This is a genomic window from Flavobacterium geliluteum (assembly GCF_017948595.1).
Lineage (GTDB): Bacteria > Bacteroidota > Bacteroidia > Flavobacteriales > Flavobacteriaceae > Flavobacterium > Flavobacterium flavipigmentatum.
The window spans coordinates 31,218-56,480 of the sequence record NZ_JAGFBV010000007.1; the positions used below are offsets into that span (position 1 = coordinate 31,218).

The 25,263-nt window shown below is 32.5% G+C and carries 25 protein-coding genes; 12 read left to right on the forward strand and 13 right to left on the reverse strand.

The genetic code is table 11. The annotated features are described in order from the left end of the window. Positions 1-113 precede the first annotated feature (113 nt). The gene (locus tag J3495_RS05890; RefSeq protein ID WP_210665646.1) at positions 114-2,495 is read right to left on the reverse strand and encodes a heavy metal translocating P-type ATPase; all 2,382 of its coding nucleotides are present in this window, start codon (positions 2,493-2,495) and stop codon (positions 114-116) included. A 206-nt stretch (positions 2,496-2,701) separates the two neighbouring features. Here J3495_RS05890 and J3495_RS05895 point away from each other — a divergent pair, with 206 nt between their 5' ends. Continuing rightward, positions 2,702-3,388 carry a Crp/Fnr family transcriptional regulator gene (locus J3495_RS05895; protein ID WP_210665647.1) on the forward strand — a complete coding sequence of 229 codons (687 nt, stop codon included), beginning with the start codon at positions 2,702-2,704 and terminating at the stop codon, positions 3,386-3,388. Here J3495_RS05895 and mazG read toward each other — a convergent pair. The 3 genes from mazG to def all read right to left on the reverse strand — a co-directional run bounded on the left by mazG (position 3,383) and on the right by def (position 5,391). Then, positions 3,383-4,153 carry a nucleoside triphosphate pyrophosphohydrolase gene (mazG, locus tag J3495_RS05900; RefSeq protein ID WP_210665648.1) on the reverse strand — a complete coding sequence of 257 codons (771 nt, stop codon included), beginning with the start codon at positions 4,151-4,153 and terminating at the stop codon, positions 3,383-3,385. The two genes, J3495_RS05895 and mazG, sit on opposite strands and share 6 nt — an antisense overlap. A 100-nt stretch (positions 4,154-4,253) precedes the next feature. Continuing rightward, a complete protein-coding gene (locus J3495_RS05905) occupies positions 4,254-4,733 on the reverse strand; it encodes a DUF5606 family protein (RefSeq protein ID WP_210665649.1) in 480 nt (159 codons plus the stop codon). 67 nt (positions 4,734-4,800) lie between these two features. Then, entirely contained in the window at positions 4,801-5,391 is a 591-nt protein-coding gene (gene def / locus J3495_RS05910) for a peptide deformylase (protein ID WP_210665650.1), read from the reverse strand. Positions 5,392-5,592: 201 nt separating this feature from the next. Here def and J3495_RS05915 point away from each other — a divergent pair, with 201 nt between their 5' ends. After that, the gene (locus J3495_RS05915) at positions 5,593-7,815 is read left to right on the forward strand and encodes an FUSC family protein (RefSeq protein ID WP_210665651.1); all 2,223 of its coding nucleotides are present in this window, start codon (positions 5,593-5,595) and stop codon (positions 7,813-7,815) included. A gap of 36 nt (positions 7,816-7,851) precedes the next feature. Here J3495_RS05915 and J3495_RS05920 read toward each other — a convergent pair whose 3' ends face one another. The 3 genes from J3495_RS05920 to J3495_RS05930 all read right to left on the reverse strand — a co-directional run bounded on the left by J3495_RS05920 (position 7,852) and on the right by J3495_RS05930 (position 10,808). Then, a complete protein-coding gene (locus J3495_RS05920) occupies positions 7,852-9,351 on the reverse strand; it encodes a malate:quinone oxidoreductase (RefSeq protein ID WP_210665652.1) in 1,500 nt (499 codons plus the stop codon). A gap of 108 nt (positions 9,352-9,459) precedes the next feature. Then, a complete protein-coding gene (ruvX, locus tag J3495_RS05925; protein ID WP_210665653.1) occupies positions 9,460-9,876 on the reverse strand; it encodes a Holliday junction resolvase RuvX in 417 nt (138 codons plus the stop codon). 302 nt (positions 9,877-10,178) lie between these two features. Continuing rightward, positions 10,179-10,808 carry a PAS domain-containing protein gene (locus J3495_RS05930; RefSeq protein ID WP_210665654.1) on the reverse strand — a complete coding sequence of 210 codons (630 nt, stop codon included), beginning with the start codon at positions 10,806-10,808 and terminating at the stop codon, positions 10,179-10,181. A gap of 294 nt (positions 10,809-11,102) precedes the next feature. Between J3495_RS05930 and J3495_RS05935 the strand changes: the two genes are divergently transcribed. Continuing rightward, positions 11,103-11,918: a 2,3,4,5-tetrahydropyridine-2,6-dicarboxylate N-succinyltransferase gene (locus J3495_RS05935; protein ID WP_026982140.1), complete on the forward strand. Its 816-nt coding sequence runs from the start codon at positions 11,103-11,105 to the stop codon at positions 11,916-11,918. Positions 11,919-11,985: 67 nt separating this feature from the next. Here the strand turns inward: J3495_RS05935 and J3495_RS05940 are convergent, their stop codons facing one another. Continuing rightward, the gene (locus tag J3495_RS05940; RefSeq protein ID WP_210665655.1) at positions 11,986-12,738 is read right to left on the reverse strand and encodes a glycosyltransferase family 2 protein; all 753 of its coding nucleotides are present in this window, start codon (positions 12,736-12,738) and stop codon (positions 11,986-11,988) included. A 129-nt stretch (positions 12,739-12,867) separates the two neighbouring features. Between J3495_RS05940 and J3495_RS05945 the strand changes: the two genes are divergently transcribed. Together J3495_RS05945 and J3495_RS05950 are read left to right on the forward strand one after the other, a co-directional pair. Further along, positions 12,868-13,935 (forward strand): glycosyltransferase family 9 protein, encoded by a 1,068-nt coding sequence (locus J3495_RS05945; RefSeq protein WP_210665656.1) that lies wholly within the window; start codon positions 12,868-12,870, stop codon positions 13,933-13,935. Positions 13,936-13,957: 22 nt separating this feature from the next. Continuing rightward, complete coding sequence (locus J3495_RS05950; RefSeq protein ID WP_210665657.1) at positions 13,958-14,731, forward strand: glycosyltransferase family 2 protein; 774 nt, start codon at positions 13,958-13,960, stop codon at positions 14,729-14,731. Here the strand turns inward: J3495_RS05950 and J3495_RS05955 are convergent. Further along, the gene (locus J3495_RS05955; RefSeq protein WP_210665658.1) at positions 14,712-15,479 is read right to left on the reverse strand and encodes a lipopolysaccharide kinase InaA family protein; all 768 of its coding nucleotides are present in this window, start codon (positions 15,477-15,479) and stop codon (positions 14,712-14,714) included. The two genes, J3495_RS05950 and J3495_RS05955, sit on opposite strands and share 20 nt — an antisense overlap. 110 nt (positions 15,480-15,589) lie before the next feature. Between J3495_RS05955 and J3495_RS05960 the strand changes: the two genes are divergently transcribed. The 4 genes from J3495_RS05960 (at position 15,590) to J3495_RS05975 (ending at position 19,684) form a co-directional block, all read left to right on the forward strand. Continuing rightward, positions 15,590-16,642, forward strand: coding sequence for a glycosyltransferase family 4 protein (locus J3495_RS05960; protein WP_236025405.1), 1,053 nt, complete (start codon positions 15,590-15,592; stop codon positions 16,640-16,642). A 136-nt stretch (positions 16,643-16,778) separates the two neighbouring features. After that, a complete protein-coding gene (locus J3495_RS05965; RefSeq protein WP_210665660.1) occupies positions 16,779-17,738 on the forward strand; it encodes a hypothetical protein in 960 nt (319 codons plus the stop codon). A 9-nt stretch (positions 17,739-17,747) separates the two neighbouring features. Next, the gene (locus J3495_RS05970) at positions 17,748-18,716 is read left to right on the forward strand and encodes a hypothetical protein (protein WP_210665661.1); all 969 of its coding nucleotides are present in this window, start codon (positions 17,748-17,750) and stop codon (positions 18,714-18,716) included. A 14-nt stretch (positions 18,717-18,730) separates the two neighbouring features. Continuing rightward, entirely contained in the window at positions 18,731-19,684 is a 954-nt protein-coding gene (locus tag J3495_RS05975) for a hypothetical protein (protein ID WP_210665662.1), read from the forward strand. A gap of 2 nt (positions 19,685-19,686) precedes the next feature. On the opposite strand, the gene J3495_RS05980 is transcribed toward J3495_RS05975, so the two are convergent. Next, a complete protein-coding gene (locus tag J3495_RS05980; RefSeq protein ID WP_210665663.1) occupies positions 19,687-20,901 on the reverse strand; it encodes a glycosyltransferase in 1,215 nt (404 codons plus the stop codon). A gap of 198 nt (positions 20,902-21,099) precedes the next feature. On the opposite strand from J3495_RS05980, the gene J3495_RS05985 reads away from it, so the two are divergent. Next, positions 21,100-21,660 (forward strand): L-threonylcarbamoyladenylate synthase, encoded by a 561-nt coding sequence (locus J3495_RS05985; RefSeq protein ID WP_210665664.1) that lies wholly within the window; start codon positions 21,100-21,102, stop codon positions 21,658-21,660. Positions 21,661-21,821: 161 nt separating this feature from the next. Here J3495_RS05985 and J3495_RS05990 read toward each other — a convergent pair whose 3' ends face one another. Then, positions 21,822-22,946 carry a cysteine desulfurase family protein gene (locus J3495_RS05990; RefSeq protein WP_210665665.1) on the reverse strand — a complete coding sequence of 375 codons (1,125 nt, stop codon included), beginning with the start codon at positions 22,944-22,946 and terminating at the stop codon, positions 21,822-21,824. An 86-nt stretch (positions 22,947-23,032) separates the two neighbouring features. Between J3495_RS05990 and J3495_RS05995 the strand changes: the two genes are divergently transcribed. Then, positions 23,033-23,986, forward strand: coding sequence for a hypothetical protein (locus tag J3495_RS05995; RefSeq protein WP_210665666.1), 954 nt, complete (start codon positions 23,033-23,035; stop codon positions 23,984-23,986). Positions 23,987-24,146: 160 nt separating this feature from the next. Here the strand turns inward: J3495_RS05995 and J3495_RS06000 are convergent, their stop codons facing one another. Both J3495_RS06000 and J3495_RS06005 read right to left on the reverse strand, forming a co-directional pair. After that, a complete protein-coding gene (locus tag J3495_RS06000) occupies positions 24,147-24,698 on the reverse strand; it encodes a Smr/MutS family protein (protein WP_210665667.1) in 552 nt (183 codons plus the stop codon). Further along, a complete protein-coding gene (locus J3495_RS06005) occupies positions 24,688-24,873 on the reverse strand; it encodes a hypothetical protein (protein ID WP_210665668.1) in 186 nt (61 codons plus the stop codon). Before J3495_RS06005 ends, J3495_RS06000 begins: the two co-directional genes overlap by 11 nt. A gap of 105 nt (positions 24,874-24,978) precedes the next feature. On the opposite strand from J3495_RS06005, the gene J3495_RS06010 reads away from it, so the two are divergent. Further along, complete coding sequence (locus J3495_RS06010) at positions 24,979-25,263, forward strand: DUF2752 domain-containing protein (protein ID WP_210665669.1); 285 nt, start codon at positions 24,979-24,981, stop codon at positions 25,261-25,263.

Here is a 25,263-nt window from a genome sequence, read left to right on the forward strand (position 1 = left end):
GTTAACAAAATTACCTGCTTATGATCGATTAAAATATGATATTTATCATAGTCAAGATAATAGGCTCCATTTATAAAAAAACAAACACAAAAATCTCATTATCATTTGTTTATTTATTTCCTGCTAGCGTAAAAATTACTCATTAGTGTTACAAAACTCACGATCGTTATTGTACTCAACGGCATAATGATTGCCGCCACCAAAGGCAGTAAATTACCGGTTATGGCAAAAGAAAGCCCGATAACGTTGTACAGCAGCGATAAGACAAAACTCATTTTGATGATCTTAATCGAGTCCTGAGATAATTGCAGGAAATAATCCAATCGCGAAAACTCTGAGGCATCTAAAATGGCATCGCAAGCGGGAGAGAAAACGTTAACATTTTCGGATATTGAAATACCAACATTACTTTGTGCCAAAGCTCCGGCATCGTTTAAACCATCGCCCACCATCATCACGTTTTGCCCTTTTTCCTGCAATTGTCTTATAAATTCGAGCTTTTGTTCTGGCTTTTGATTAAATATCAATTCGGTATTTTTGGGCAATACTGCTTCTAAATTGGCTCTTTCGCCATCATTATCCCCAGAAAGTACTTTGATTTGATACTTTTCGCTTAAAGCGAAAAACAATTTTTCGAGTCCGTCACGATACTGATTTTTAAAAGTATATTTACCGCAATAAATACCTCCTATTTTGATGTGAAGAGCCGTCTTCTCTATTTGAGACTCGTACAAGATTGGGGCACCCACGAAGGATGCAGAACCAATTTGAATCGTCTCATTTTCGACAGAAGCGACAATTCCTTTTCCGGTAATTTCCTCAAAATCATCAATTTTCAGTTTTTTAGTTTCGGGCAAAAAGTCATATAGCATTCGGCTTAACGGATGATTTGAAGCCCGTAAAACATTCTTCAAAACGATTAAATTTTCATCCGAAAAAGAAACACCTTCATACGTGATATCCGATTTTTTAATGGTGGTAATAGTGCCGGTTTTATCAAAAACAATGGTATCTACTTTTGCTAATTGCTCGATAACCAAAGCATTTTTGAGATATAATTTTTGCTTACCGAGAATTCTCAAAATATTTCCGAAGGTAAACGGAGCTGTGAGCGCCAAAGCGCAGGGGCATGCCACGATCAGTACCGCTGTAAAAACATTAAAAGCGATATTGGCATCAAAAAATATCCAATAACCAAAACCTGCAAAGGCGATCAATAATAAAATGGGCGTAAAATAACGGCTAATTGCATCGGTGATTGTTTTGTGTTTTTGAAGTACTTTTTTCTGAAAAATTTCGTTGCTCCACAATTGCGTCAGGTAACTTTGCGAAACCGAAAACAAGACTTCCATCTCGATAACTTTACCAATTTGCTTTCCTCCCGCAAAAACTTTATCTCCCGATTTTTTTTCTATAGAAACTGCTTCGCCTGTTACAAAGCTATAATCGATTTCGGCTTTTTCACTGATCAGAATACCATCAACTGGAATCAATTCCTGATTTCGAATGAGTAATCTGTTGCCTTTTTCGACATCATAAATAGGAACACTTTCTTCGGATGCATCCAAATTGATTCTGGTCACGGCGATAGGAAAATAGGATTTAAAGTCTCTTTCAAAACTTAAAAAACTATAGGTCTTAATTTGAAACATTTTACCTAGCAGCATGAAGAAAATCAGACCTGTCAAACTATCAAAAAAGCCCGATCCGTAGTTCATCACTACATCAAAAGTACTTCGTACAAACATGACAATAATACCAAGAGCAATAGGAATATCAATATTTAACATCTTTGATTTGATGCTTTTATAGGCCGAAACATAATAATCACTGGCCGAGTATAAAAGGCTTGGCAAGGATAATATAAAAATTAACCCTCTGAAAAAAGGCTTATAATTATCGAGCCAAAACTCTTTTATTTCGAAATATTCGGGAAACGAAAGCAGCATAATATTCCCAAAACAAAAAAATGCCATACCCAATTTATAGGTCAGTGTTCTGTCTACATTCTTTTGACCCGTTTCGTAATTTTCAAGGCTAATATAAGGCTCATAACCAATTGAACTTAACATATAAACAATCGACTTGAGCGAAACCTGATCAGAATCAAACGTAATTCGTACTTTTTTTTCCGGAAAATTAACTTGTGAAGAGCTAATTCCAGATTGAATTCGGTTTAAGTTTTCGAGAATCCAAATGCATGAACTGCAATGAATATGCGGAATATTTAGTGATACAATGGCCGTATTTCCTTCCTGAAATTCGAGAACTTTAGACAAAATAGCTTCACTGTCTAAAAAGTCATATTTACCCTGAATATCCTGCGGAGTGGCACCTGGAGATTTTTCAAAATCGTAATAACACGTTAAATCGTGGAGACTAAAAATCTCGTAAACCGTTTTGCAACCCTGGCAACAAAACTTTTTTTCATCAAAATCGATTTCTTCATTTTTAAGAATGGTTAACCCACAATGAAAACAACTTTGCTCACTCATAATCTGGCTTTTTACTGCAGCAAATATTATAAAATGAAGGCATTATTAATATGACATTTATCATACTGCGTAACTTTATAAATTGTAGTCCTGATTTTGAAAAAAGAGGAGAGTAAAATTTCCTTTTGAAATAATTTTAAATTTTTATGCTACAATTACTCGTGGACTTCTAATATTAGTTAATTTTGCAGTAAACAAATTTTACTATGAACAAGTGTGATCAATGTATCGTAAGGCAACTTTCTTCTCTAAAAGCATTGAATAAAGAAGAAGTTGTAAAATTGGCGAATAGTAAAACGACGCGAAAAATAAAGAAAGGTGATGCTATTTTTGAAGAAGGAGAAATCACCAACGGCGTTTTTTGTGTAAAAGATGGTGTTGGAAAACTATCTAAATTGAGTGCCAACGGTAAAGATCAGATTATAAAATTGGTAAAATCGGGAGAACTTCTCGGGCAGCGATCGATGATAAGCAACGAACCTGCCAACCTAAGTGCCAAAGCACTGGCTGATATGGAAGTTTGTTTTATTCCGAAGACCGAAATCATTGATTTTTTTAATAATAACAATCAGTTTTCGATGAATTTGATGCAATCTATTTGCGAAGATTTGAAAGAATCTGAAAACGATAAAATTGCACTGGTTCAAAAAACAGTAAAACAAAGATTGGCTGAAACATTATTGTATTTACACGATTCTTTTGGCGAAAATACTGATGAAACATTGATAGTTCAGCTGTCAAGAGAGGAATTGGCAGGTATGATTGGTACCGCCACCGAAAGTTGTATTCGACTATTATCTGACTTTAATAAACTGAAATTGATTGAATTAGTTGGTAAAAAAATTGTCCTTAAAGACGTAAAAGCATTAAAAAAACTAGCAGAACAATTATAACTTTTTTGCTTCATTCCAGAAGACATCCATTTCTGCCAAAGTCATATCCATCAAGGGTTTACCCAACTCGCCTGCTTTGCTTTCTAAGTATTGAAAACGCTTGATAAATTTTTTATTGGTGCGTTCCAGAGCATCTTCAGGGTTTACATTTAGAAATCTGGCATAATTGATCATCGAAAACAAAACATCGCCAAATTCAGCTTCAATTTTATCCTGATCACCGCTTTTTACCTCCACTTGCAATTCTTCTAATTCTTCTTGTACTTTTTCCCAAACTTGGTAAGGCTCTTCCCAATCAAAACCAACTCCTTTTACTTTATCCTGAATTCGGCTTGCTTTTACCAAAGCAGGTAAACTTCTCGGAACACCTTCCAGAACAGACGTTTTACCTTCTTTAAGTTTCAGTTTTTCCCAATTTTGTTTGACTTCCTCTTCATCTTTCACGACAGTGTCACTATAAATATGAGGATGACGATGTATTAATTTATCGCAAATCTCGTTGCACACGTCTGCGATATCAAAATCATTGGTTTCACTACCTATTTTTGCATAAAAAACAATATGCAGCAACAGATCACCCAACTCTTTTTTTACTTCATTTAAATCATTGTCCAAAATTGCATCGCCCAATTCATAAGTTTCTTCAATAGTAAGATGCCTCAGGGTCTGCAAGGTTTGTTTTTTATCCCAAGGGCATTGATCACGCAGCTCATCCATGATAATTAATAATCTCTCGAAAGCCTTTAGCTGAAGTTCTTTGCTCATTTTGAAGTTTTTTTAAGTTGTAATCCTGATAATGTAAAAGTAAAAAATCCTGCTAAGAAAACATCTTAACAGGATTATTATATTTTGAAAGTAATACTTACTATTCTTCTTTTTTGGCTTTTGCTTTTTTGGCAGGCGCCTTTTTTGCTGGTTCTTCAGCTACGATTTCTTCAGTTGTTGAAGCTGCTGCAGGAGCTTCATCTGTTACCAAACCTTTTATCTGAAGCGTATTGTACCAGTTTAATACTTTTTTAATATCAGAAGGATAAACTCTTTCTTCGTCGTATTCAGGTAAAATTTCTTTAAAATAACCAGCCAAAGCAGTGTTGTCTTCTTTGTGAGACATCGCCTGACCTTTGTTTTCTTTTGTTGCAATGCGTTGCATTACTTCTGTTAAAGGTTTTTCGCCTTCGTAAGTATAAATTGAAATTTCAGACAATAAACTTACGTTACTTTTTAGGTTTACAGTAATTTTTTTACCGTCTGTTAATGATTCTGCCACAAAACCTGTACGAGTTTGCATTTTCAATACATATAAACCTGGTTTCCCAGAAATGGCTAAAATTTTGTCTAAATTCATGTTTATTATAATTAGTATTAAGAATTTGGTTTTTATATATCTTTTATTCTAATAAAAATTAGAACGATTATCTTCCTTTTTTAGCGGCGGCAAATTTCATTCGGTATTCCTGAAATGTTTTGCCTTCGGTAATATTTTTTAATTTCTTTTGAATCAAACGCTTTTTTAGTGATGATATTTTATCCGTAAATAAAATTCCTTCAATATGATCGTATTCGTGCTGAATAACTCTGGCAATCAAACCATCAAAAACCTCCGTTTTCATCACAAAATCTTCCTCACAATATTCAATTGTAACGGTTGGTTTTCTGTAAACATCTTCACGAACATCAGGAATACTCAAACATCCTTCGTTAAAACTCCACTCCTCACCTTCTTCTTTTATGATTTTGGCATTGATAAAAGTTTTTTTGAAACCTTTTAAATCTTTTTGATCATCGGCATCCAAATCTTCATCATCGCTAAAAGGAGTCGTATCAATAACGAACAAACGCAATGCCATCCCTACTTGTGGTGCAGCAAGACCTACTCCGTAAGCATTGTACATCGTCTCATACATATTTGCTATTGTCTCTTTTAAGTTTGGGTAGTCGGGCGCAATTACCGCTCCTACTTTTCTTAAAACTGGATCACCATATCCTACAATTGGTAAAATCATTTGTCTTTTTTTATGAATTATCTATCGAAAGCCCTGAATTTATTAAGCCGAATTCAGCTGGCAAAAATAGTAAAAATTAGTCAATGAATAATTGCAAACCCTATATTAAATCTCATTTTTATCTAACTCTGAAAATCAAAGCAATTATTATGCCTAATTAATTCGTACAATTCTTACCTTTGCTTACCAACCTGTTTTTATATGTTTGATCACGTCTTAAAATTTACCAATAGCACCTCATTCATCAATGCCTTAAAAGTAACAATCGCCTCAGTTGTACCCGTTTTGCTATTTCATTTTCTAGGACATTTTGAAATTGGTTTTACCATTGCTCTTGGTGCTTTTTTTACCTATCCAAGTGATATTCCGAGTACTTTAAGTCATAAAATAAAAGGACTGATCGTAGCTTCTTTTATTGTTTCCGGTGTCAATTTATTAGTCAATTTTGCATATCCATATCCGTTTGTATTTTATCCTTTTTTAGGCTTCTTACTTTTTTTATGTTCTATGATTTCGGTATATGGGCAGCGAGCCACTTTGGTGTCTTTTTCGGCTTTAATTTCGATTTCTTTATCTTTCGGACATTTACATAAAGGTTGGGAAGCACTAGAATATTCTGGTTACATTTTTGCAGGAGGCATTTTATATTTAATTGTTTCTCTGGTATTTCATTTTATACAACCTTATAAATATGTCGAGTTGCAGATTGCAGAAGGTATCAAACTTACGGCAAAATACTTAAAACTAAGAGGCGATTTATGGAGTCCTGAAGCCAATAGAAAGGCCATTATAGAAAAACAGTTGAATCTTCAGGTCGAACTCAATCTAATTCACGAAGACCTTAGAAAAGTATTGATTGGTAACCAAAATAGTTCGATCAACAGTCAGAATCGAAAAATGCTGCTGGTTTTTATCACTCTGGTCGAAATTCAGGAGTTGGCTTTGTATACTTCATTTGATCACAGTAAAATTAACGAAAAGTTTGACAAACATCCTGATGTTCTAAGAACTTACCAGAATGTCGCTTACAAACTGGCTTCGACCTTAAAAAAACTTTCTAAAAATGTACATAGCATCTCCGTCTACGTTGATAAAAATGATTTAAAAAACGAACTTGATGCGCTTGAGTTTGCCATTTTTGATTATGAAAAAAGCTTAGGTAAAGAAAAAGCTTCCGAAGGTGTATTGATGCTAACCAATATGCTAAAATATGCTAAGAATCAGGTAAGTAAAATTAAGATTATACAACGAGCCTTTTCGCTCGCAATGCAGTCTTACAAACTTAAAGACAAGGACAAAGAACTCGAAAAATTCTTAACACCTCAATATTACCCGCTCAATACTCTTATCGAAAATTTAAGCTTTTCGTCTTCTATTTTCAGGCATTCTTTACGGCTGACGATTACAATTTTGATTGGTTTTATTTTAGGAATATTTCTTCCGTTTCAAAACGTGTATTGGATTTTACTGACCATTGTCGTGATCATGCGGCCAGGATACGGACTTACGAAAGAACGTTCTTATAATAGAATTTTCGGAACTGTTTTAGGAGGATTAATTGCCTTTGGAATCGTTTCGGTCATTCAGAATCATGTGGCGCTGAGTATTTTTTCGATTATTTGCATGTTATTGGGGATTTCTTTTACGCAAATAAATTACAAAATTAGCGCAACTTTTGTAACCATGTATGTCGTTTTTATTTATGGTATTTTGGTCACCGATATTGTCGAAGTAATTCAGTTTCGAATTTTAGATTCGCTTGCAGGAGCCATTTTGGCATTTTTTGCCAATCAGTTTTTGTGGCCTGCATGGGAATTTATTAACACTCCCATTCATATTGAAAATGCCATTCGAGCCAATCGAAATTACCTTAAAGAAATTGCAGATTTTTATAATAAAAAAGGAGAAGTTCCTACCTCGTACAGATTGGCCAGAAAGCACGCTTTTGTAGAAATTGGTAATTTAATGACCTCGTTTCAGCGTATGATGCAAGAACCAAAATCAAAGCAAAAAACATTACCATTGGTCAATAAATTGGTTGTACTTAATCATTCTGTACTCTCTGCCCTAGCTTCCTTATCCACATACATTCAATCACACAAGACAACATCTGCCTCAGAATCATTTAATTACATCATAAAAACGATTCTTTTGAATTTAGATCATTCGATTGCAACTTTAAAAAACCAAACCATACTTACCGATACTTTTTTTGACAAAGAAGATCTGACTTTGCAATTTGAAGAAATGAAACGCAAAAGTTTTACTCGCTTGGCCAGTGATGACGAATTAGACAAAGAAACCCGACAAGCAAAAATGCAAGAAGCCCAAATGGTCATTGAACAATTGATCTGGATGAGCAATCTATCTGAAAAAATACTTAAAATAACCCAAGATTTTAAAGCAATACATCCAGATAATTAGTCTGGATATATTGCTTTTATAAAGTAAAAATTAATTCTAATTGTTGCTAAGTTTTAAAACTTCTGAAGTATGCTTTCTAACTTCGGCCAGTAGCTCTGGCTTATCATTTAAAGTTTGTCCGTAAGAAGGAATCATGTTTTTCATCTTCGCTTCCCACTCTGGGGTTTTAATTTGATTGGCAAAACATCTGCTTATCAAATCTATCATGATCGAAACTGCTGTTGATGCACCGGGAGAAGCTCCTAATAAAACGGCCAAAGTTCCGTCGTGCGTATTAATTACTTCGGTTCCAAATTCTAAGATACCGCCTTCTTTTTCATCTTTTTTTATAACTTGCACACGTTGTCCAGCTTTCTCTAATACCCAATCTTCAGAACGTGCCGTTGGCAAATATTCGCGTAAAGCTTTTATCCTGTCCTCTGGTGATTGGCGAACTTGCTCTATCAAATATTTAGTCAATGGAATATTGCGATATCCCGCTGATAACATCGGAATCAAATTGTTTGCTTTAATAGATAAAGGTAAATCTAAGTACGATCCGTTTTTTAAGAAACGGGTCGAAAATCCTGCAAAAGGGCCAAAAAGAAGTGCTTTTTCACCATCAATTACACGTGTATCAATGTGCGGAACAGACATCGGAGGTGCTCCAACACTGGCTTTTCCATAAACTTTTGCCTGATGTTTTGCAATAACTTCTGGATTGGTACACTTTAGCCATTGACCACTAACCGGAAAACCGCCATAACCATTTCCTTCCGGAACATTTGCTTTTTCCAGCAAAGGTAATGAACCACCACCTGCACCAATAAATACAAATTTGGTGTAGGCTTTTCTCGTATTTCCTGTTCCTAAATCTGTAATTTTAATCCTCCATGATTTATCCTCACGTTGTCTTAATTTTTTAACCTCACAATTAAAATGTAAGCTGACACCATCTAATTTTTCTAAATAATTGAACATACTTCTTGTCAAGGCACCAAAATTTACATCGGTACCAATTTCCATGTGAGTAGCCGCTAATTTCTCATTGGGCTCTCTGCCTTCCATAACAAGAGGCATCCATTTTTTTAGTTGTTCAAACTCTGAACTAAAAGTCATTTGAGAGAAAATCGGATTGCTTTGCAGCGCTTCAAAACGATTTTTAAGGTATTCTACGTTTTTTTCGCCCCAAACAAAACTCATGTGAGGCACACTTTTGATAAAATTATCAGGAGACGGAACTTTATTTTGTTGTACTAAATAAGACCAAAACTGGCGGGAAACTTCAAAAGATTCTGCTATACTAATGGCTTTTTTAGGATCAATCGTACCATCTTCTTTTTCGGGAGTATAATTTAATTCGCAAAAAGCAGAATGTCCTGTACCTGCATTGTTCCAAGCATCAGAGCTTTCCGCAGCAGCGATATCAAGTCTTTCGTAAATTTCAATTTTAATATCCGGTTGTAATTCTTTCAAAATTACTCCAAGGGTTGCACTCATAATTCCAGCTCCAATGAGTACTACTTCACTATTTGAGCGTATCGTTTCGTCAGGCATATCAGTATTTTTTTAAAGTGCAAAGGTAATTTTTATAATTGCAAAAAAAAACTAATTTTTACATGATAAAAGTTAGAAAAATATAAACTTCAGTAAATTGTGATTTGCTTAAAATCGGTTGGAAGAAAGGTAATCTTGCAGCATAATAGTAGCAGAAATTTCGTCTATCAAACCTTTGTTTTGACGTTGTTTTTTACTTAATCCACTATCAATCATCGTCTGAAAAGCTATTTTTGAGGTAAAACGCTCATCAACCCGAATAACCTTCATTTCTGGAAAAATATTCGAAAAATGAGTTACAAATCCTTTTATGATAGACGCACTTTCTGAAGGCTGACCGTTCATTTGTTTGGGTTCGCCCACTAAAACAGCTTCGACTTTTTCTTTGGTAAAGTAATCTTTCAAAAAATCAATTAAAGTATTGGTAGGAATGGTTGTCAGACCTGATGCGATAATTTGCATTTCATCGGTAACAGCAATTCCGGTACGTTTTTGTCCGTAATCTATGGAGAGAATTCTTGGCATTTTGTAATTTTTATCAAATATAGCCTAAAATATTTTTTTAAATTTTAAAATACATTAAGCAAAAACCGTTTCTTTAATCTATGATTTAAATTCTAAGCTAATCGCTTCCATAATACTTTCATTTACAATACAAATATAATGTATTTTCTACAAATTTTCTTTTAATTTTATAAAGGTAAGCAGCTTGTAACCTACTATTTTTGAAGATTATCGTGTATTTTTCAAAAACGAAAAAATCCGTTTCAAAAATTCAAAACGGATTTCTTCAACATGTAAAAAACCTAAAAAAAAAATCTAATTATTTATCTATTAAATAAACGACTAAAAAAACCTCTTTCATCTTCTTCCTCTTCCACAATTTCTTGCTGTTGAGGAAATTTTGACTGTGATTTTTCGTGTTCATAAATCAGTTCTTTAATGTACTCGACATAAGAACGTTTTTTCTCTTCTAAAAACCCAATCAAATATTTCTCGCTAAATTCTACACCACTCGCTGCCTCGATTTGCAATAATTTTTTATACAAAGGTTCGATATGCAAAGCAATTACTTCTTGAGGTACAGCCTGTCTTCTTCCAAAATAATTTACAATAACATCATTCTCGTCTCTTGAAATTTCAAAATCGGTAATTACCCAGTAATACCTTCCGGACTTTGCAAGATTTTTTACAATGGCATGAAAATTTTTCCCGTTTTTAAGATTCTCCCATAGCACTTTAAAAATTACTTTGGGCATATCCGGATGTCTGATAATATTATGAGGTTGCCCCATAAGTTCATAATCTTCATATCCGCAAACGTCTATAAAAACCTCATTTGCATATTCTATGATACCAAATGCGTTGGTTTTACTCATGATCACCTGCGTTTTGTCCCACGAGACTTCTTTGTCAATAATTGTAACTTTGTTTTGAAGTTGATTTTCCTGATTCATATTATTTCTATAAAATCGTTAATGTTGGTTTAAAATTTTTATTCTTGTTTGATATTCAAGAATTTTAATACAAAAATAACGAGATATTAAAATTCAAAATCTGACATTTATCATGTCACAAAATAAAAAATAGTATTTTTTTAGAGTTTCGTTCAATTCTTTAAAATTCGAATAAAAATGAAGTAGTTTCAATTCAATAAATTAAAAACAAAAAGTTAAATATGTAACATTTTAGGAGGTTTTTGTCTTTTTGATTTTATTCAAAAAACTTATCTTTGCCAAAAATTAAAACCTATGAATTCTTTACAAACTATTATAGAACAAGCTTGGGAAAACAGAGCTTTATTACAAGAAACTACAACAACAGATGCTATTAGAGAAGTTATCGAACTAGTAGATGCAGGAAAATTACGTTGTGCTGAACCAGTTGGCGACAAGTGGCAGGTAAACGAATGGGTTAAGAAAGCGGTTGTAATGTATTTCCCGATTCAGAAAATGGAAACATGGGAATCTGGTATTTTTGAATATCATGATAAAATGTTGCTAAAAAGAGGTTATGCAGAAAAAGGAATTCGTGTAGTACCAAATGCTGTTGCACGTTACGGAGCTTATATCTCTAGCGGTGTCATTTTGATGCCAAGTTATGTAAATATTGGTGCGTATGTAGACGAAGGAACCATGGTAGATACTTGGGCAACTGTAGGTAGTTGTGCTCAAATTGGTAAAAATGTTCACCTTTCTGGTGGCGTTGGTATTGGTGGCGTTTTAGAGCCTTTGCAAGCTGCTCCTGTAATCATTGAAGATGGCGCTTTTATCGGTTCTCGTTGTATTGTGGTAGAAGGTGTTCATGTAGGTAAAGAAGCTGTTTTGGGGGCCAATGTTTGCCTTACAGCTTCTACAAAAATTATTGATGTTACTGGCGACGAACCAGTTGAAATGAAAGGATTTGTTCCAGCTCGTTCTGTTGTGATTCCTGGAAGTTATACCAAAAAATTTGCTGCTGGAGAATTTCAAGTACCATGTGCATTAATTATTGGTACTCGTAAACCTTCTACAGATTTAAAAACATCATTAAACAATGCGCTTCGCGAATACGATGTTGCGGTTTAAAACCTAAATAAATTTTATATTTTAAAAACCAAATTCCAATTGATTACGATTGGAATTTGGTTTTTTTTTATTTGGAATTTTTCTTCTGAAGTTTTAAAAGCTTGGCATATTTCATGTACGAAAAAAAGCTTTGAATCATCGCAATCGACAATCCATCGATCCCATTTAGAAAACCTTTTTTGAAGAAATAACAACGTACAAAAGCCACAACTCCGTTTAAAACCGGTTTAAAAGCATTTACTCTTTTCCCCTGATCAAACAATTGTTGCGCATGCCAACCCGAATATTGATTCTTTTTTGCAATAATCTGATCTAAAGAATCCCAGCCATAATGCAATATATGTACGGCCACTTTTTTCTCATTTTGCGTGATTATTTTTTGATGCACCTTTGCCTCTGATGGATGAGCGGTTGTTTTATTAAAAAAGCGCACTTTATGATCCGGATACCAACCCGAAAAATCAATGAGTTTATCGCCTAAAAAATTCTTTACTCTAAAACTAAAAGCATCATATCCTCCCTCTAAATATTTTTGCTTTACAATAAAATCTGTGGCATCCAAATCTAAAAATTCATCTGCATCCAGATTCAAAATCCAATCATTTTTACAAAAAGGCAAACCATGTGAACGCTGAGGACCATCACCCAAAAAAGCTTGCTCTACAACTATCGCTCCTTTTTGTTTAGCGATTTCGACCGTTTTATCTTTACTCAAAGAATCCACAATTATTACTTCATCACAGACTTTAAACAAAGCGTCTATACATTTTCCGATATTTTTTTCTTCGTTGAAAGTGATAACCAATCCGCTAATTTTCATTGTAAATTTTAATTTAGGTGAAGCAAAAATAAAACTTTTTAATTAGTTTCTTCTTAATCTTTCTCTCTACTTGCTGACTTCGTAAAATAGTTTGTAATTTAGCACTTGAAAAAGAATTTAGAATCAAAAATGAAAATACTAGTCATACAACAAAAAAGAATTGGAGACGTGTTAACCAGCACCATAATTTGTAACAATCTTAGAACAAAATACCCCGATGCTGTAATTGATTACATGTGTTATCCCAACTCTGTTGATGTACTAAAAGAAAATCCTAACATTGACAATATCATTATTTTGACTAATAAAGTCAGAAAATCAATTCCTTCTTTGTTTCAATTTATTTTTCAAATCAGGAAGAAAAAATACAACGCTGTAATTGATGTGTATTGCAAACTAGAAACCAATTTAATTACATTATTTTCCGGAGCAAAATACAAAGTATCTTATCATAAATGGTATTCACCTATTTTCTACAATCATACTTACGAACGTTTTGACGCTGTAAAATCTGAGCACGGACTGGCTATTGAAAACAGATTACTGTTATTAAAACCTTTTATTTCTGAAAAAATAACAGATGTAAAGCCAAAAATTTTCCTTAAAGAAGAAGAAATTACTACCGCAGTACAACTTCTTAAAGATCATAATATTACGATAGGACAAAAACCTTTAATCATGTTTGGGATTTTGGGCAGTGAAGTTTACAAAACGTATCCTCTTGATAAAATGGCCAAAATCATAGATTTTACTGTTGAAAAAACAAACGCCACCATAATTTTTAATTATATCCCGGATCAAAAAGAATTGGCTCTAGAAGTCTACAATAATTGCTCTGAAGAGACAAAGAAAAATATTGTTTTTGATTTGTATTGCACTGATTTGCGTGCTTTTTTGGCCTTGCTTTCGCAATGCGATATGCTTATTGGTAATGAAGGCGGAGCTGTCAATATGGCTAAAGCACTGGATATACCGACTTTTTCGATCTTTACTCCATCTGTTCGAAAAGAAACCTGGCAGCTCTTTGAAAACGAAGCAAAACACACTTCTATTCACTTAAAAGATTTAAAACCAGAAATATACGAGCAACATACCGAACAATATATTAAAGAAAATACTTTTCAGTATTATGATGAATATCCTTTGCCATTGATGCTTGAAAAACTTGAAACGTATTTTCAAGAATACAAAAACTGATTGCAGAACAAAATAATTTCGGATGAATACTATCGAAAAGCAGAAGCTATCCGTTTTAATTATTACTTTAAACGAAGAACTTTATATAAAATCTTTGCTTGAAGACCTTGTTTTTGCTGACGAAATCATTGTTATCGACTCGTATAGCAATGATAAAACAACTGCAATTGTAGAAAGTTTTAAAAACGTAAAACTCATTCAGAATACATTTGAAGATTTTACTACACAACGCAATTTTGCTCTAGAAAAAGCTTCAAATAACTGGATTTTATTTATCGATGCCGATGAAAAACTTTCGCCTGAATTAAAATCAGAAATTATCAATACAATAAACAATCCCAATCCTGCGAGTGCTTATCTGGTGTACAGGACTTTTATGTTTAAAAACACCAAATTACGATTTAGCGGTTGGCAAACAGACAAGATTTTCAGGCTTTTTGACAAATTAAAATGCAAATATACCACCGAAAAACTAGTTCATGAAAAATTAGAAATCAAAGGTGAAATTGCCGTTTTAAAAAACAAACTCATTCATTATTCTTATACTAATTTTGATGATTATAAAGCAAAAATGAAGCGTTATGGAATGCTAAAAGCCCGCGAAAAATTTAAAAAAGGTCATCAACCTTCTTTTATAATGATGCTATTGCACCCCATTTATACTTTTTTGTATCAATTTATAATTCGATTAGGTTTTTTAGACCGCAGAAACGGAATAATTATATGCTATCTTAATGCGTATAGCGTATTTATTCGTTATAAAGAATTAAAAAAAATTACTTCTTCCAGAATTTAAGTTTTTTCTTCAAGCGTTTTTTTCTATAAAATTGCTCTTGAAAATCGGCTGTAAATTGCCACAAAGTCTCCATTATTTTTTCTTCTGATGCTTCTTTATACAATTTAGCATATTCGTTACTCATTATCGCTACCATTTCTTTTAGAGGTGTTAATCTGCAAAGATTTTTCATTCTTTTTTCGAAAGACATTTCGTTATGAAATTCCATTCGATTCAAATCGACTAAGAAAAAATCGTAGTCACCAACAGCATTTTTCTTTATGAGCGTATTACCCGGCGAATGATCCAAAAACTCAATTCCTTTTTCATGCAAGCCAAAACTAAATCTGGTAAATTGTCTCAATATAGTATCGCGATCAGGATAATCCGGAATTTCGACAAGCTCGCGATACGTTAGATCACAGTCTAAATGTTCACTAATGTAAAAACTTTTATCTAAACCAATTACATTGTAATTTTCAAAATATGCGATGGGCTGTGGTGTTCCAACTCCTAAATTCAGCAAACGATTTGCGTACTCAAATGAGCGTCTTGCTTTTGATTTTCTAAAGTATTTATAAGCAATTTTATTAATAAAATGTGGAATTTTAAACGATTTTATATTAATCGTTTTACCATCCAAATCAAACAGTTTTATAACGTTTCGCTGTCCATTACCAAAAATAGTTCCTGAGTCGTTAAATTCTTCAATAGTATTTAATAAAGACTCTGTATGGGCTGTAAAAATTAGATTTACTTTAAAATTCATTTAGAATATTTTTATGAAAGACAAAAATACGCATAGAATTTAAGACTTCAAATTAATATCGTATTTTCGTGAAAAATTTAAAAATAATGTCAAATCAAAAAAGTGTTTTTTTGGAAACACATAATATCAACAACAGAGCCGGAGGTTTGGGAACTTTTAATTATGAACTAATCAAAGGTTTCTCTGAATTGAATTTTGACGAGATGAGGCTAACATTAAATGCGAGCGACACTAGACTTCTTAAAGACGAATTTGGGAAAAAATTCGATTATAATAAATATTCGAGTTTATCCAGATTAAATCTTTTTAGAATTAGAAAAAATTACGATTTATGGCATTCTGTAAACCAGAATACAAAGGTTGAACCTTTTGCTTGTAAAAATTACTTGCTAACCATTCATGATGTAAATTTTACCGAAGAAGTTTCTTCTGATATTAATCATAAACGAAATAAACTTTTCTTAAAAAAACTGAACAAAGCAACTGCAATTACTTATATTTCGGAATTCTCAAAAAACCAGACCCACAAATATTTTAATGTTCCTAATGTTCCAGAATATATCATTTATAACGGAAATCCAATTTCAACATTATTAAACACATCCTCTTTTGTTTCTCAAGTACCTGTAGATAAGCCTTTTTTTTACAGTATTGGAGATTTTATCGAAAGAAAAAATTATGGTACTATCGTAAAAATGATGAAATTAATTACAGGTTATAATTTAATTATTTCGGGCAATCACTTAAAAAAATATGGTGAAGAAATAAAAGATCTTATTGCTGAACATAATCTCGAAAATCAGGTTTTTTTGACCGGAAAAGTGAGCAATGAAGGAAAGCAATTTTACATGAAAAACTGTACAGCGTTTCTTTTTCCGTCTATCAGAGAAGGATTTGGTTTACCACCAATAGAAGCGATGAGTTTTGGTAAACCTGTCTTTTTATCTGATCAAACTTCTTTGCCGGAAATTGGTGGAAATGCCGCAAATTACTGGACAAATTTTGATCCTGAGTACATGAAAACAGTACTTTTTGAAGGACTAAATAACCACGAAAACAATAAAGCTACATGTGAAAAACTTTTGAAAGAAAGAGCTGCATTTTTTGATTGGAAAGTAGCGGCCCAAGACTATCTAAAGGTATATAAGGAGATTTTACTTTAAAATAAATGCGAATTATTCAAATTTTAAGAAAAATAAAGACAATTTGATACTATAATAGAAATATTAAAGTTATTAATTATTAAAGAAAATAAAATTAAGGCTAAAACCAATTGTATCTGATCATAACCAAAAAAATATGCGTATTACTTTAATAAGCCTTGATAATTGGGGATTTAATAACCACATTGCAATCACTTTGAAACAAAAGGGGCACATTGTGCATCATATTAATTTTAATAAATATGAATATAAATATCCTTATTTTCTCTATCGAATTTACAATTTTGGTTTAAAAACTTTTTTTAAGAAGAACCTTAAAACAATTTACTTTGGAAAAAAAATCATCGAAGACCTTACCGAAATTAATCAAATTCAAGATTTAATATTGGTCATCAAAGGAGATTTTATTGATCCTAAAAGTGTGTTGGAATTAAAGAAATTTGGAAAAAAAACAGTCGCTTATTTTAATGATAATACACATCGTTGTCCAAAAATCATTCGGGTTATTCCTAATTTTGATGAAGTCTTTTCGTTTGAAAAGGAAGATTGTAAAAAATACAATTTAAAATTTGCAACCAACTGGATCTATAATTCTGTCTCTGTAGTGGCTCCAAAGCCTTTTGAATATCAGGTTTTTAATATTATTTCGAAAGACAAAAGATTGTCTATTCTTTCTAAAATTGCTGATAACTTAAAATCAAATAATATCAGCCATAAAATATTTGTTTATGATAAAAAATACAGAAAGAAAACATCAACGATTGAATTTATTACCAACCACATTCCTTTGGCAGAAATAAAAGAATACATCAACAGATCTCAGGTTTTATTGGATATTAACAGAAAAAGCCAAAGCGGACTAACATTTAGAGTCTTTGAAAGTATGGGATTGCAAAAGAAGCTGATTACCACTAATGCAGATATTGTAAATTATGATTTTTACAACCCAAATAACATACTGGTAATCAGCGAAAAAAACCCGATTATTCCGGTTTCGTTTTTTGAAAAAGAATATGAAAAACTACCCGATGCCATTTTTAATAAATACACATTAGAAGGCTGGATAGACATCGTGGTGTACAATACTCTAAGATAATTAACAAAAATGGCACAAAATATATACATTATCTGTCCTCCTAAAAAAGCAACAGGCGGACCAGAAGCGTTGCATCAACTGGGCTATATCCTTAATTCACTTGGATATAATGCCAAAATGTTATACACAAAGAATAAAAAAAATCCTGTTCATCCTTTTTACAAAAACTATAATGTTCCTTATGTAAGAAAGGTAAAAGACAGTCCTGATAATGTCATGATAATACCAGAATCGATGACCAATCTTATTGCCAAATATCCTTTGGCTGAGAAAAAAGTCTGGTGGCTGAGTCTTGATTTTTATGAAGTTTTGATGAACAGCCGGGAAAAGAAAAAAAACTGGATCAGGAAACTAATTGTTCCTTTTAAACATACTGAATATCGCTTTGAGCCCAACAAAACGGTCACGCATTGGTATCAATCTCAAAGAACAAAAGAATTTCTTTTGAACAAAACTCTTGATAATGAAATCGCTTACTTATGCGATTATGTTACGGAACTTTTCTTTGAAAATTTACCGGAATTGGGGCATTTTCAAAAAGAAAACATCATTACTTATAATCCAAAAAAAGGATTAGATAAAATAGAGAAGTACATGAGTCTTCTGCCCGAATACCGCTGGATTCCTCTAACAGGAATGTCGCGCGAAGAAATGCGAGATACCTTGCGAAAAACAAAATTACATCTCGACTTTGGCTATTTTCCGGGACGCGATAAAATCCCCAGAGAAGCACTTATTTCGGGTGTGTGTTTGTTAACAGGCAGAGATGGAACATCTGAATTTAAAGAAGACTTAGGAATACCGGAAAGGTACAAACTACATAATCATGAAATGCAACCCGAAAAAGTCGTTACATTAATTAACCATCTCATGAATAATTATGATGAAGTTTTTGAAGAGTTTTTAGATTTCAGATCTTTTGTAATGAATGAAAAGCAAAATATGATTGATAGCGTAAAAAAACTTTTTATAAAATAATAAAGGATGCCATTATGAAAATTTGCTTAATCAGTTTTGATTCTACTTATTACGATCACAACATTATTGCTGAATTAAAAAAAAGAAACATCGAGGCAAATCATCTCGATATTTCAAAATTTAAATACAAATACACCTCAATTTTTGACAAAATTAGTAATGCTGTAAATAAAACATTTTTTAATAAAAACAAGAAGGTTATTGCCTTAGAAGATTATATTGTTAATCAAGTAAAAGAATGGGGACATCAGGATGCAATTTTGTTTATACGACCAGATAAAATAAGTCGAAAAACGCATTTAGAACTAAAAAAATCAACCAACAAATACCTTGCATATATTTATGATAGCTGCACGAGATTCCCTATTGATCATTTGCTAGATGGAGTCTTTGACGAAATATTCTCGTTTGATTTGATCGACGCTAAAAAATATGATTTTACATTCATTTCCAATTATATTTATCTTCCAAAGCGAGAATTATTTTCTAAACCTACAAACGAAAATATTTTTATTGTCATTTCTATAGATGAACGATTTGCTTTTTTGAATAAACTGGCCAATTATCTTTCTGATCATGCTATTCCATTTAAATTTATAGCAGTTGGTAAGAAAGCACCTCAAAATAGTAATCAAAACATTATTTATTCACAAAATCTCGTTTTTCCTGAAGCATTACAAACTGATTTTGAAAATTCAAAAATATTTCTGGATTTAATTCGAAAAGACCACAACGGACTGAGTTTTAGAATTTTTGAAGCTTTAGCCATGCAGAAAAAAATAATCACCACAAATAAATCAATTTCTGAGTACGACTTTTACAACCCAAATAACATTTTGATACTTGATGAAAATGCGACAATTGTCATAAATCCTGACTTTTTAACGACTCCTTACGAACCATTGGACGAGGAAATTTATAATAAGTATACCATTGAAAATTGGGTAAAAACAGTATTTAAGTTATAGCATTATCGAACCAAACTAATTATTTTCTTTTCGATAGTGTTATTAGAAAACGGCTCGATAACCATCTCCGAGTCTGAACTTATTTTGTTCCAGAGCGTTTCGTCTTTATAAATTTCGAGTATATTCTTAACTATTTCTTCTTTTTTGTCAGCAACAATCCAGTTGGTATTTTCTTTAAAATCAAAGCCTTCTGCACCTATTTTTGTGGTTACCAAAGGCAAACCAAATTCTAAGCTCTGACCGATTTTGCCTTTTATTCCTGCACCATAGCGCAATGGAGCTACAAAAACTCTTGACTCTAAAAAATAAGCAGAGACATCTTCTACATACCCCAAAATTTTAAACTTTTCTGAATGCAAAGCCAGAATTTCTTTAGAAACATTGCTTCCAATAATATTAATAGCAATTTCGGGATCAGTATTCCATAATAAAGGCATGATTTCGTTATGCAGATAATGCACAGCATCAACATTTGGTTTGTGCTCAAAACCACCTATAAACAATAAATCTTTGCGATCCTGAAAGCATTTTGAAGCATCGTTTTTTATAAATTGATGAATATTTCCTATTGCAATCATTTTATCTTCATCACTATAATAGCCTTTTAAATTTTGCTTTTCAAAATCAGAAATTACAATGATTTTATCTGCTTTTTGGCAATTATCAAGCTCAAGATTTAGATATTTATTGGCTATTTTCATTATTTCTGTATCGCCAGTTAACTCGGCTTCTCTCTTAAATCTGAGATAATGAAAATCAACCATGTCAAAAAATATTTTTATCAAAGGTTTATTTTTATTTACAATCGGATAATATTTTTCGAAAATTTCAGGTCTGTGCAACCAGGCAAAATTCACGTTAGGAAGAATTAATTCGATAAACTTATTTTTAGTAATTAGTTTTCCTGAAGCATCTAGACTTGGCTCGTAAACCACAACTCCTAAATCTTTAAAATACTGAACATATTCTGTTCTAAATTTAAGTTCTTTAAAATCAGCCAATAAAAAAACACCTACTTTGTTAGTAATCAGTAGTTTTATAATTTCTGTTAATCGTCTTGAACCCGAATCTTTGTTATATTCAGGCACTTTTGTATCTACTATCAAAACATAAGAGTCAAACTTTAAATTACTGGTAAAACTGCTGTATTTTTTTTCTTTTTTAAGCCTTCGGGTCAGAAGAATTAATCTAAAATATAATTTAAGCGATTTATACATTATAAATAATTTAGAGTGAAGAAATAGAATTAAAGGTGTAAAGTAACTATTTTAAGAACAATTTTACTACTTAATATTTTATAATTTTTCAAAAAAAAAAAGTAATGTACCTCTATAACTTGTACAAGAAAATCCAATAATTCAAATTCTAGCATTATTACTATATTTGCAAAGAAATTTAGAATTTAAAATCAGATAATGAACGAAGAAATACATAACGCTTACGAAGTAATCAAAGAAGGCGGAATCATACTTTATCCTACCGATACCGTTTGGGGAATTGGCTGTGACGCCACAAATCCAGAAGCTGTCGCCAAAATTTACAAACTCAAACAACGCGCTGAAACACAGAGCATGATTGTACTGATGAATGGCGAAAAAATGATGTACAACGTTTTTAAAGACATTCCGGAAGTAGCGTGGCAAATTATGGATGTATCGGAAAGACCTACTACACTCATTCTTGATGAACCTCGAAATGTAGCGCAAAATATTATTGCCGCAGATAATTCGTTAGGAGTACGCTTGGTAAAAGAGCCTTTTTGTTTTAAATTATTAGAAAGAATGAAAAAACCATTAGTTTCGACTTCTGCTAATATTTCGGGACAGCCTACTCCTATTGCTTTCAAAGATATTAATCCCGCTATTATCAATGGTGTGGATTATGTGGTAAAACTAAATCAGGACAAAATTGCCGGAAAACCATCAACAATTATCAAACTAACAAAAGATTCGCAGGTAAAAGTGATACGGAAATAATTTTAGATTTTAGAATATTTGTTTCAGGTTTCAGGTTTTAAGTTTCAGGTTTTAAATTTCGTGTTAAACAATTGAAATTTAAAACCTTATAAAATTAGTAATTTAACATCTGAGCAACTTTAAAAAAAATGTGCCTTTGTCTCTCTGTACCTTTGAACCTCTTATATCGTTTTCAAGCTCTCTAGCAACCAATCGATATCTTCTTTTGTGTTGTAATGGCTAAATGAAATTCGGAGATTGGGTAGCTTCAAATCTGTCTCCGAAAGCATTTCTTTAAGCACATGAGACGGTTTTACGCTTCCGGATTGACAAGCGCTTCCGCGGGAAACTGCAATGCCTTTCATATCCAGAGTAAAAAGCAACATAGCTGTTTTATCTGCCGAAAAAGGCAAAATAATATTGATAATATTGTAGAAATCTTCTTTTTTACCGTTGATTTTAAAACCTGGAAAATGAATTTCGAGTTGCTCGATTAAGTACATTTTCAAATCATAAATATATTTTCTTTCGGCTTCTAAATTTTCGTAAGAAAGCGATAAAGCCATTGCCATGCCGGCAATTTGATGTACAGCTTCGGTTCCGGCACGCAGTCCTTTTTCCTGCTCACCTCCAAAAATTAAAGGTTGTAAACCTGAATTTTTTCGAATAAAAGCAAAACCAACACCTTTTGGTCCATGAAATTTATGTGCGCTTGCCAAAATAAAATCTACGGGGATTTTTTGCAAATCGATTTCGGTTTTACCCACAGACTGTACGGTATCTGAATGAAATAAGGCTCCGTATTGTTTGCAAATGACGCCAACTCTATCTAAATCCAGAACACTTCCTGTTTCGTTGTTAACGTGCATTAAACTCACTATCGTCTTCTTTTCATCGGATAATAAACTTGATAAATGTGTCAAATCAATACTTCCGTCAACATTAACTTTTACGTAATCGACCTGAATACCAAACTCCAGTTGCAACGCCAAAACGGCATGCAGGACAGCGTGATGTTCTATTTTTGAGGTAATAATACGCTGTGTTTTGAGATCTTTTACAACAGAACGAAGAATCCAATTATTTGATTCTGTACCGCTAGAAGTAAAAATTATTTCCTGTGCAGAACAGTTTAAATGTTTAGCAATATTTTTTCTTGAAAGTTCAATAATGGTTTTAGTATTTCTTCCAAAACTATGTGTTGAAGAAGGATTACCAAAATCGTTGGTCATGATTTGAACCATTTCCTGAATGACTTCGGGACGAATTGCTGTAGTAGACGCGTTATCGAGATATACTTTTTTCATTACTGCAAAGTTAAGGAATATCAATTGTCTATTCTAAAATATCATTTGCGAAAATTTTCACTATTTTTGACGCAAATATAATTACGATGAAAAAATATGCCTGCCTATTATTATTTGCCATGCTGCTAAACGGTTGCGATGATGGAGATCTGACCGAAGAAAAAATTGATTTTACCGAAATAACGCCTGTAGGTTGTGATACTAAAACCTATGATTTACTTTATAAAATAAAAAGTCAGGAATCTTTACTGCTTAAATTACCACAATACACATTAGCACCTGAAATTGGTACACCTGTAGTTGGTACTAAAGAATTTGATATTGTCGCTAATGGAGCCTATCAATTAGTGTACAGAGCGTATGATGGTGTAATATCAAAGTCAAATATTTGCGATGATATCAGACCTACTTTCCCTAATGTGACCAACGAATGGTTTGCTACTGGTGGTAGATTAAAGATCGTAACAACAGCAACAACTACTGAAAATACAGAAAATGGTAGCTCATCTATAACCGGTTTTGCTCATTTAATTATTATAGAAAAGGTTACCTATTCAAAACCACAAGGATCACAAGTTGAAAATGAAGATCTTGTATTTGGAACTATAACCACAGGCTATACCTCGCCAAGCGTAACATTTGTCAACGCTGTAGGCGAATGTCCCACCACAAAACAACTTTACAATTACACCTCTACCTATTCTATGACGATTAATGATATTGATCCGAATTTAATTGTAGATGCAGAAACCCCTGTTGGTTCTCCAAGGAGCAGTAGTATAACAGCCACTCAAAATAAAGTGGTTTACAATACTTATAATGGCGCAATAGATGTCAATTACTTTTGCAATGGCACACCAACTTCACCTACTATCAACACAACCTGGAATGCTACCGTGGGCGGAATAATAGAGGTAGCAACTACCAAAAGTGGAACAACATTTACCCACACCATTACGCTTAAAAATGTGCAGCTTGTAAACGGTAATCTAAGTTTCAAATTAGGCAACAGTTACTTATTAGGCACCTTAACAAAATAACAAAAAGAAGTCTTTTATTGTTTATAAAAGCAAAAAATATTTCGATTTTATTCTTACAAATAAAAGGTCTGTTTTTAATCTGATTTTGATAAAAAATTAAATTAAAAACAGACCTTTTATTATGCTTTGATATTGGTGCTTTTAACACTCAAAAAATGTCTTATTTATTATTTTGTCTAAAATAAACTTCGGTAGCTCCGAGACCATATTTTTGATAATTGGCATCCTGAAAATCGATTCCGTCATAACGGCCCAATAAAAAATCAAGTTCTGCTTTAAGAATTCCTTCTCCAACTCCGTGAATAAAAACAATCTTCGGGATTCTGTTTCTGATCGCAAATTCTATATGCCTTTTTGCTGTTTCTGTTTGTAAAGTTAAAATATCATAATTTGACATTCCTCGTTTATTGGGAACTAATTTTTCGATGTGCAAATCAAATTCAGGAGCCGAAATTTCGCGTTTATCTTTCTTTTCTTTTACAAAACTTCGTGGTTTTGGCTCTTCTTTTTCTTTGGAAACTTTATCTAAATCAATTCTTTTGATGGAATTCATTAAATTACTGGTATCCTGAATTTTAATTAATTCTTTGACAAAAAATGTCATCAAAAAACCTTCCTCAGTTTCAATCAAAACCTCTTGATTTTTGACTGAAATCACCACCCCGTTTATGGCCTCATCTAAGACGGAAACTTTATCTCCTTTAGTCAGCATCCTGTTCCTCCTTTTCTTGATTTTTACTTGGTACTTTCGCACTCAACTGCATCATTCCAAACATAAAAACGGCAATCGCAATCACCGTGATGTAGATGTTTTTTTCTTCCGAAACCTGTTGATATAATGCAACCGAAATTGCCAAAACCATAATTAATATTTTAAAAAATTTCATTTCATAAAGTATAAGACTTCAAAAGTAATAAACTTTAAAATAGCACTTCTCAACTTCTCCTTTATTATCCAATCTTTTTTTGTAAAATTGTAAAAAAGAAAAACCGTGAATTTAGAAAAATACATGTTGCCATGTCTCAGCAAAACACTATTCGGAATTGAGTGTTTAGGATGCGGTTTTCAGCGTGCTTTATTCTTACTTTTTCAGGGAGAATTTTTAGCCGCTTTCAAAATGTATCCAGCGATCTATACTACACTTTTATTTTTGTTTTTTGTGGCTTTGCATTTTTTAGATAGGTCAAAAAATTACAACAAAATACTTTGGATTTCTGCCATCATAAATGTTGTTTTTATGATAGCCGGATACTACTACAAACATTTTTATATTTGA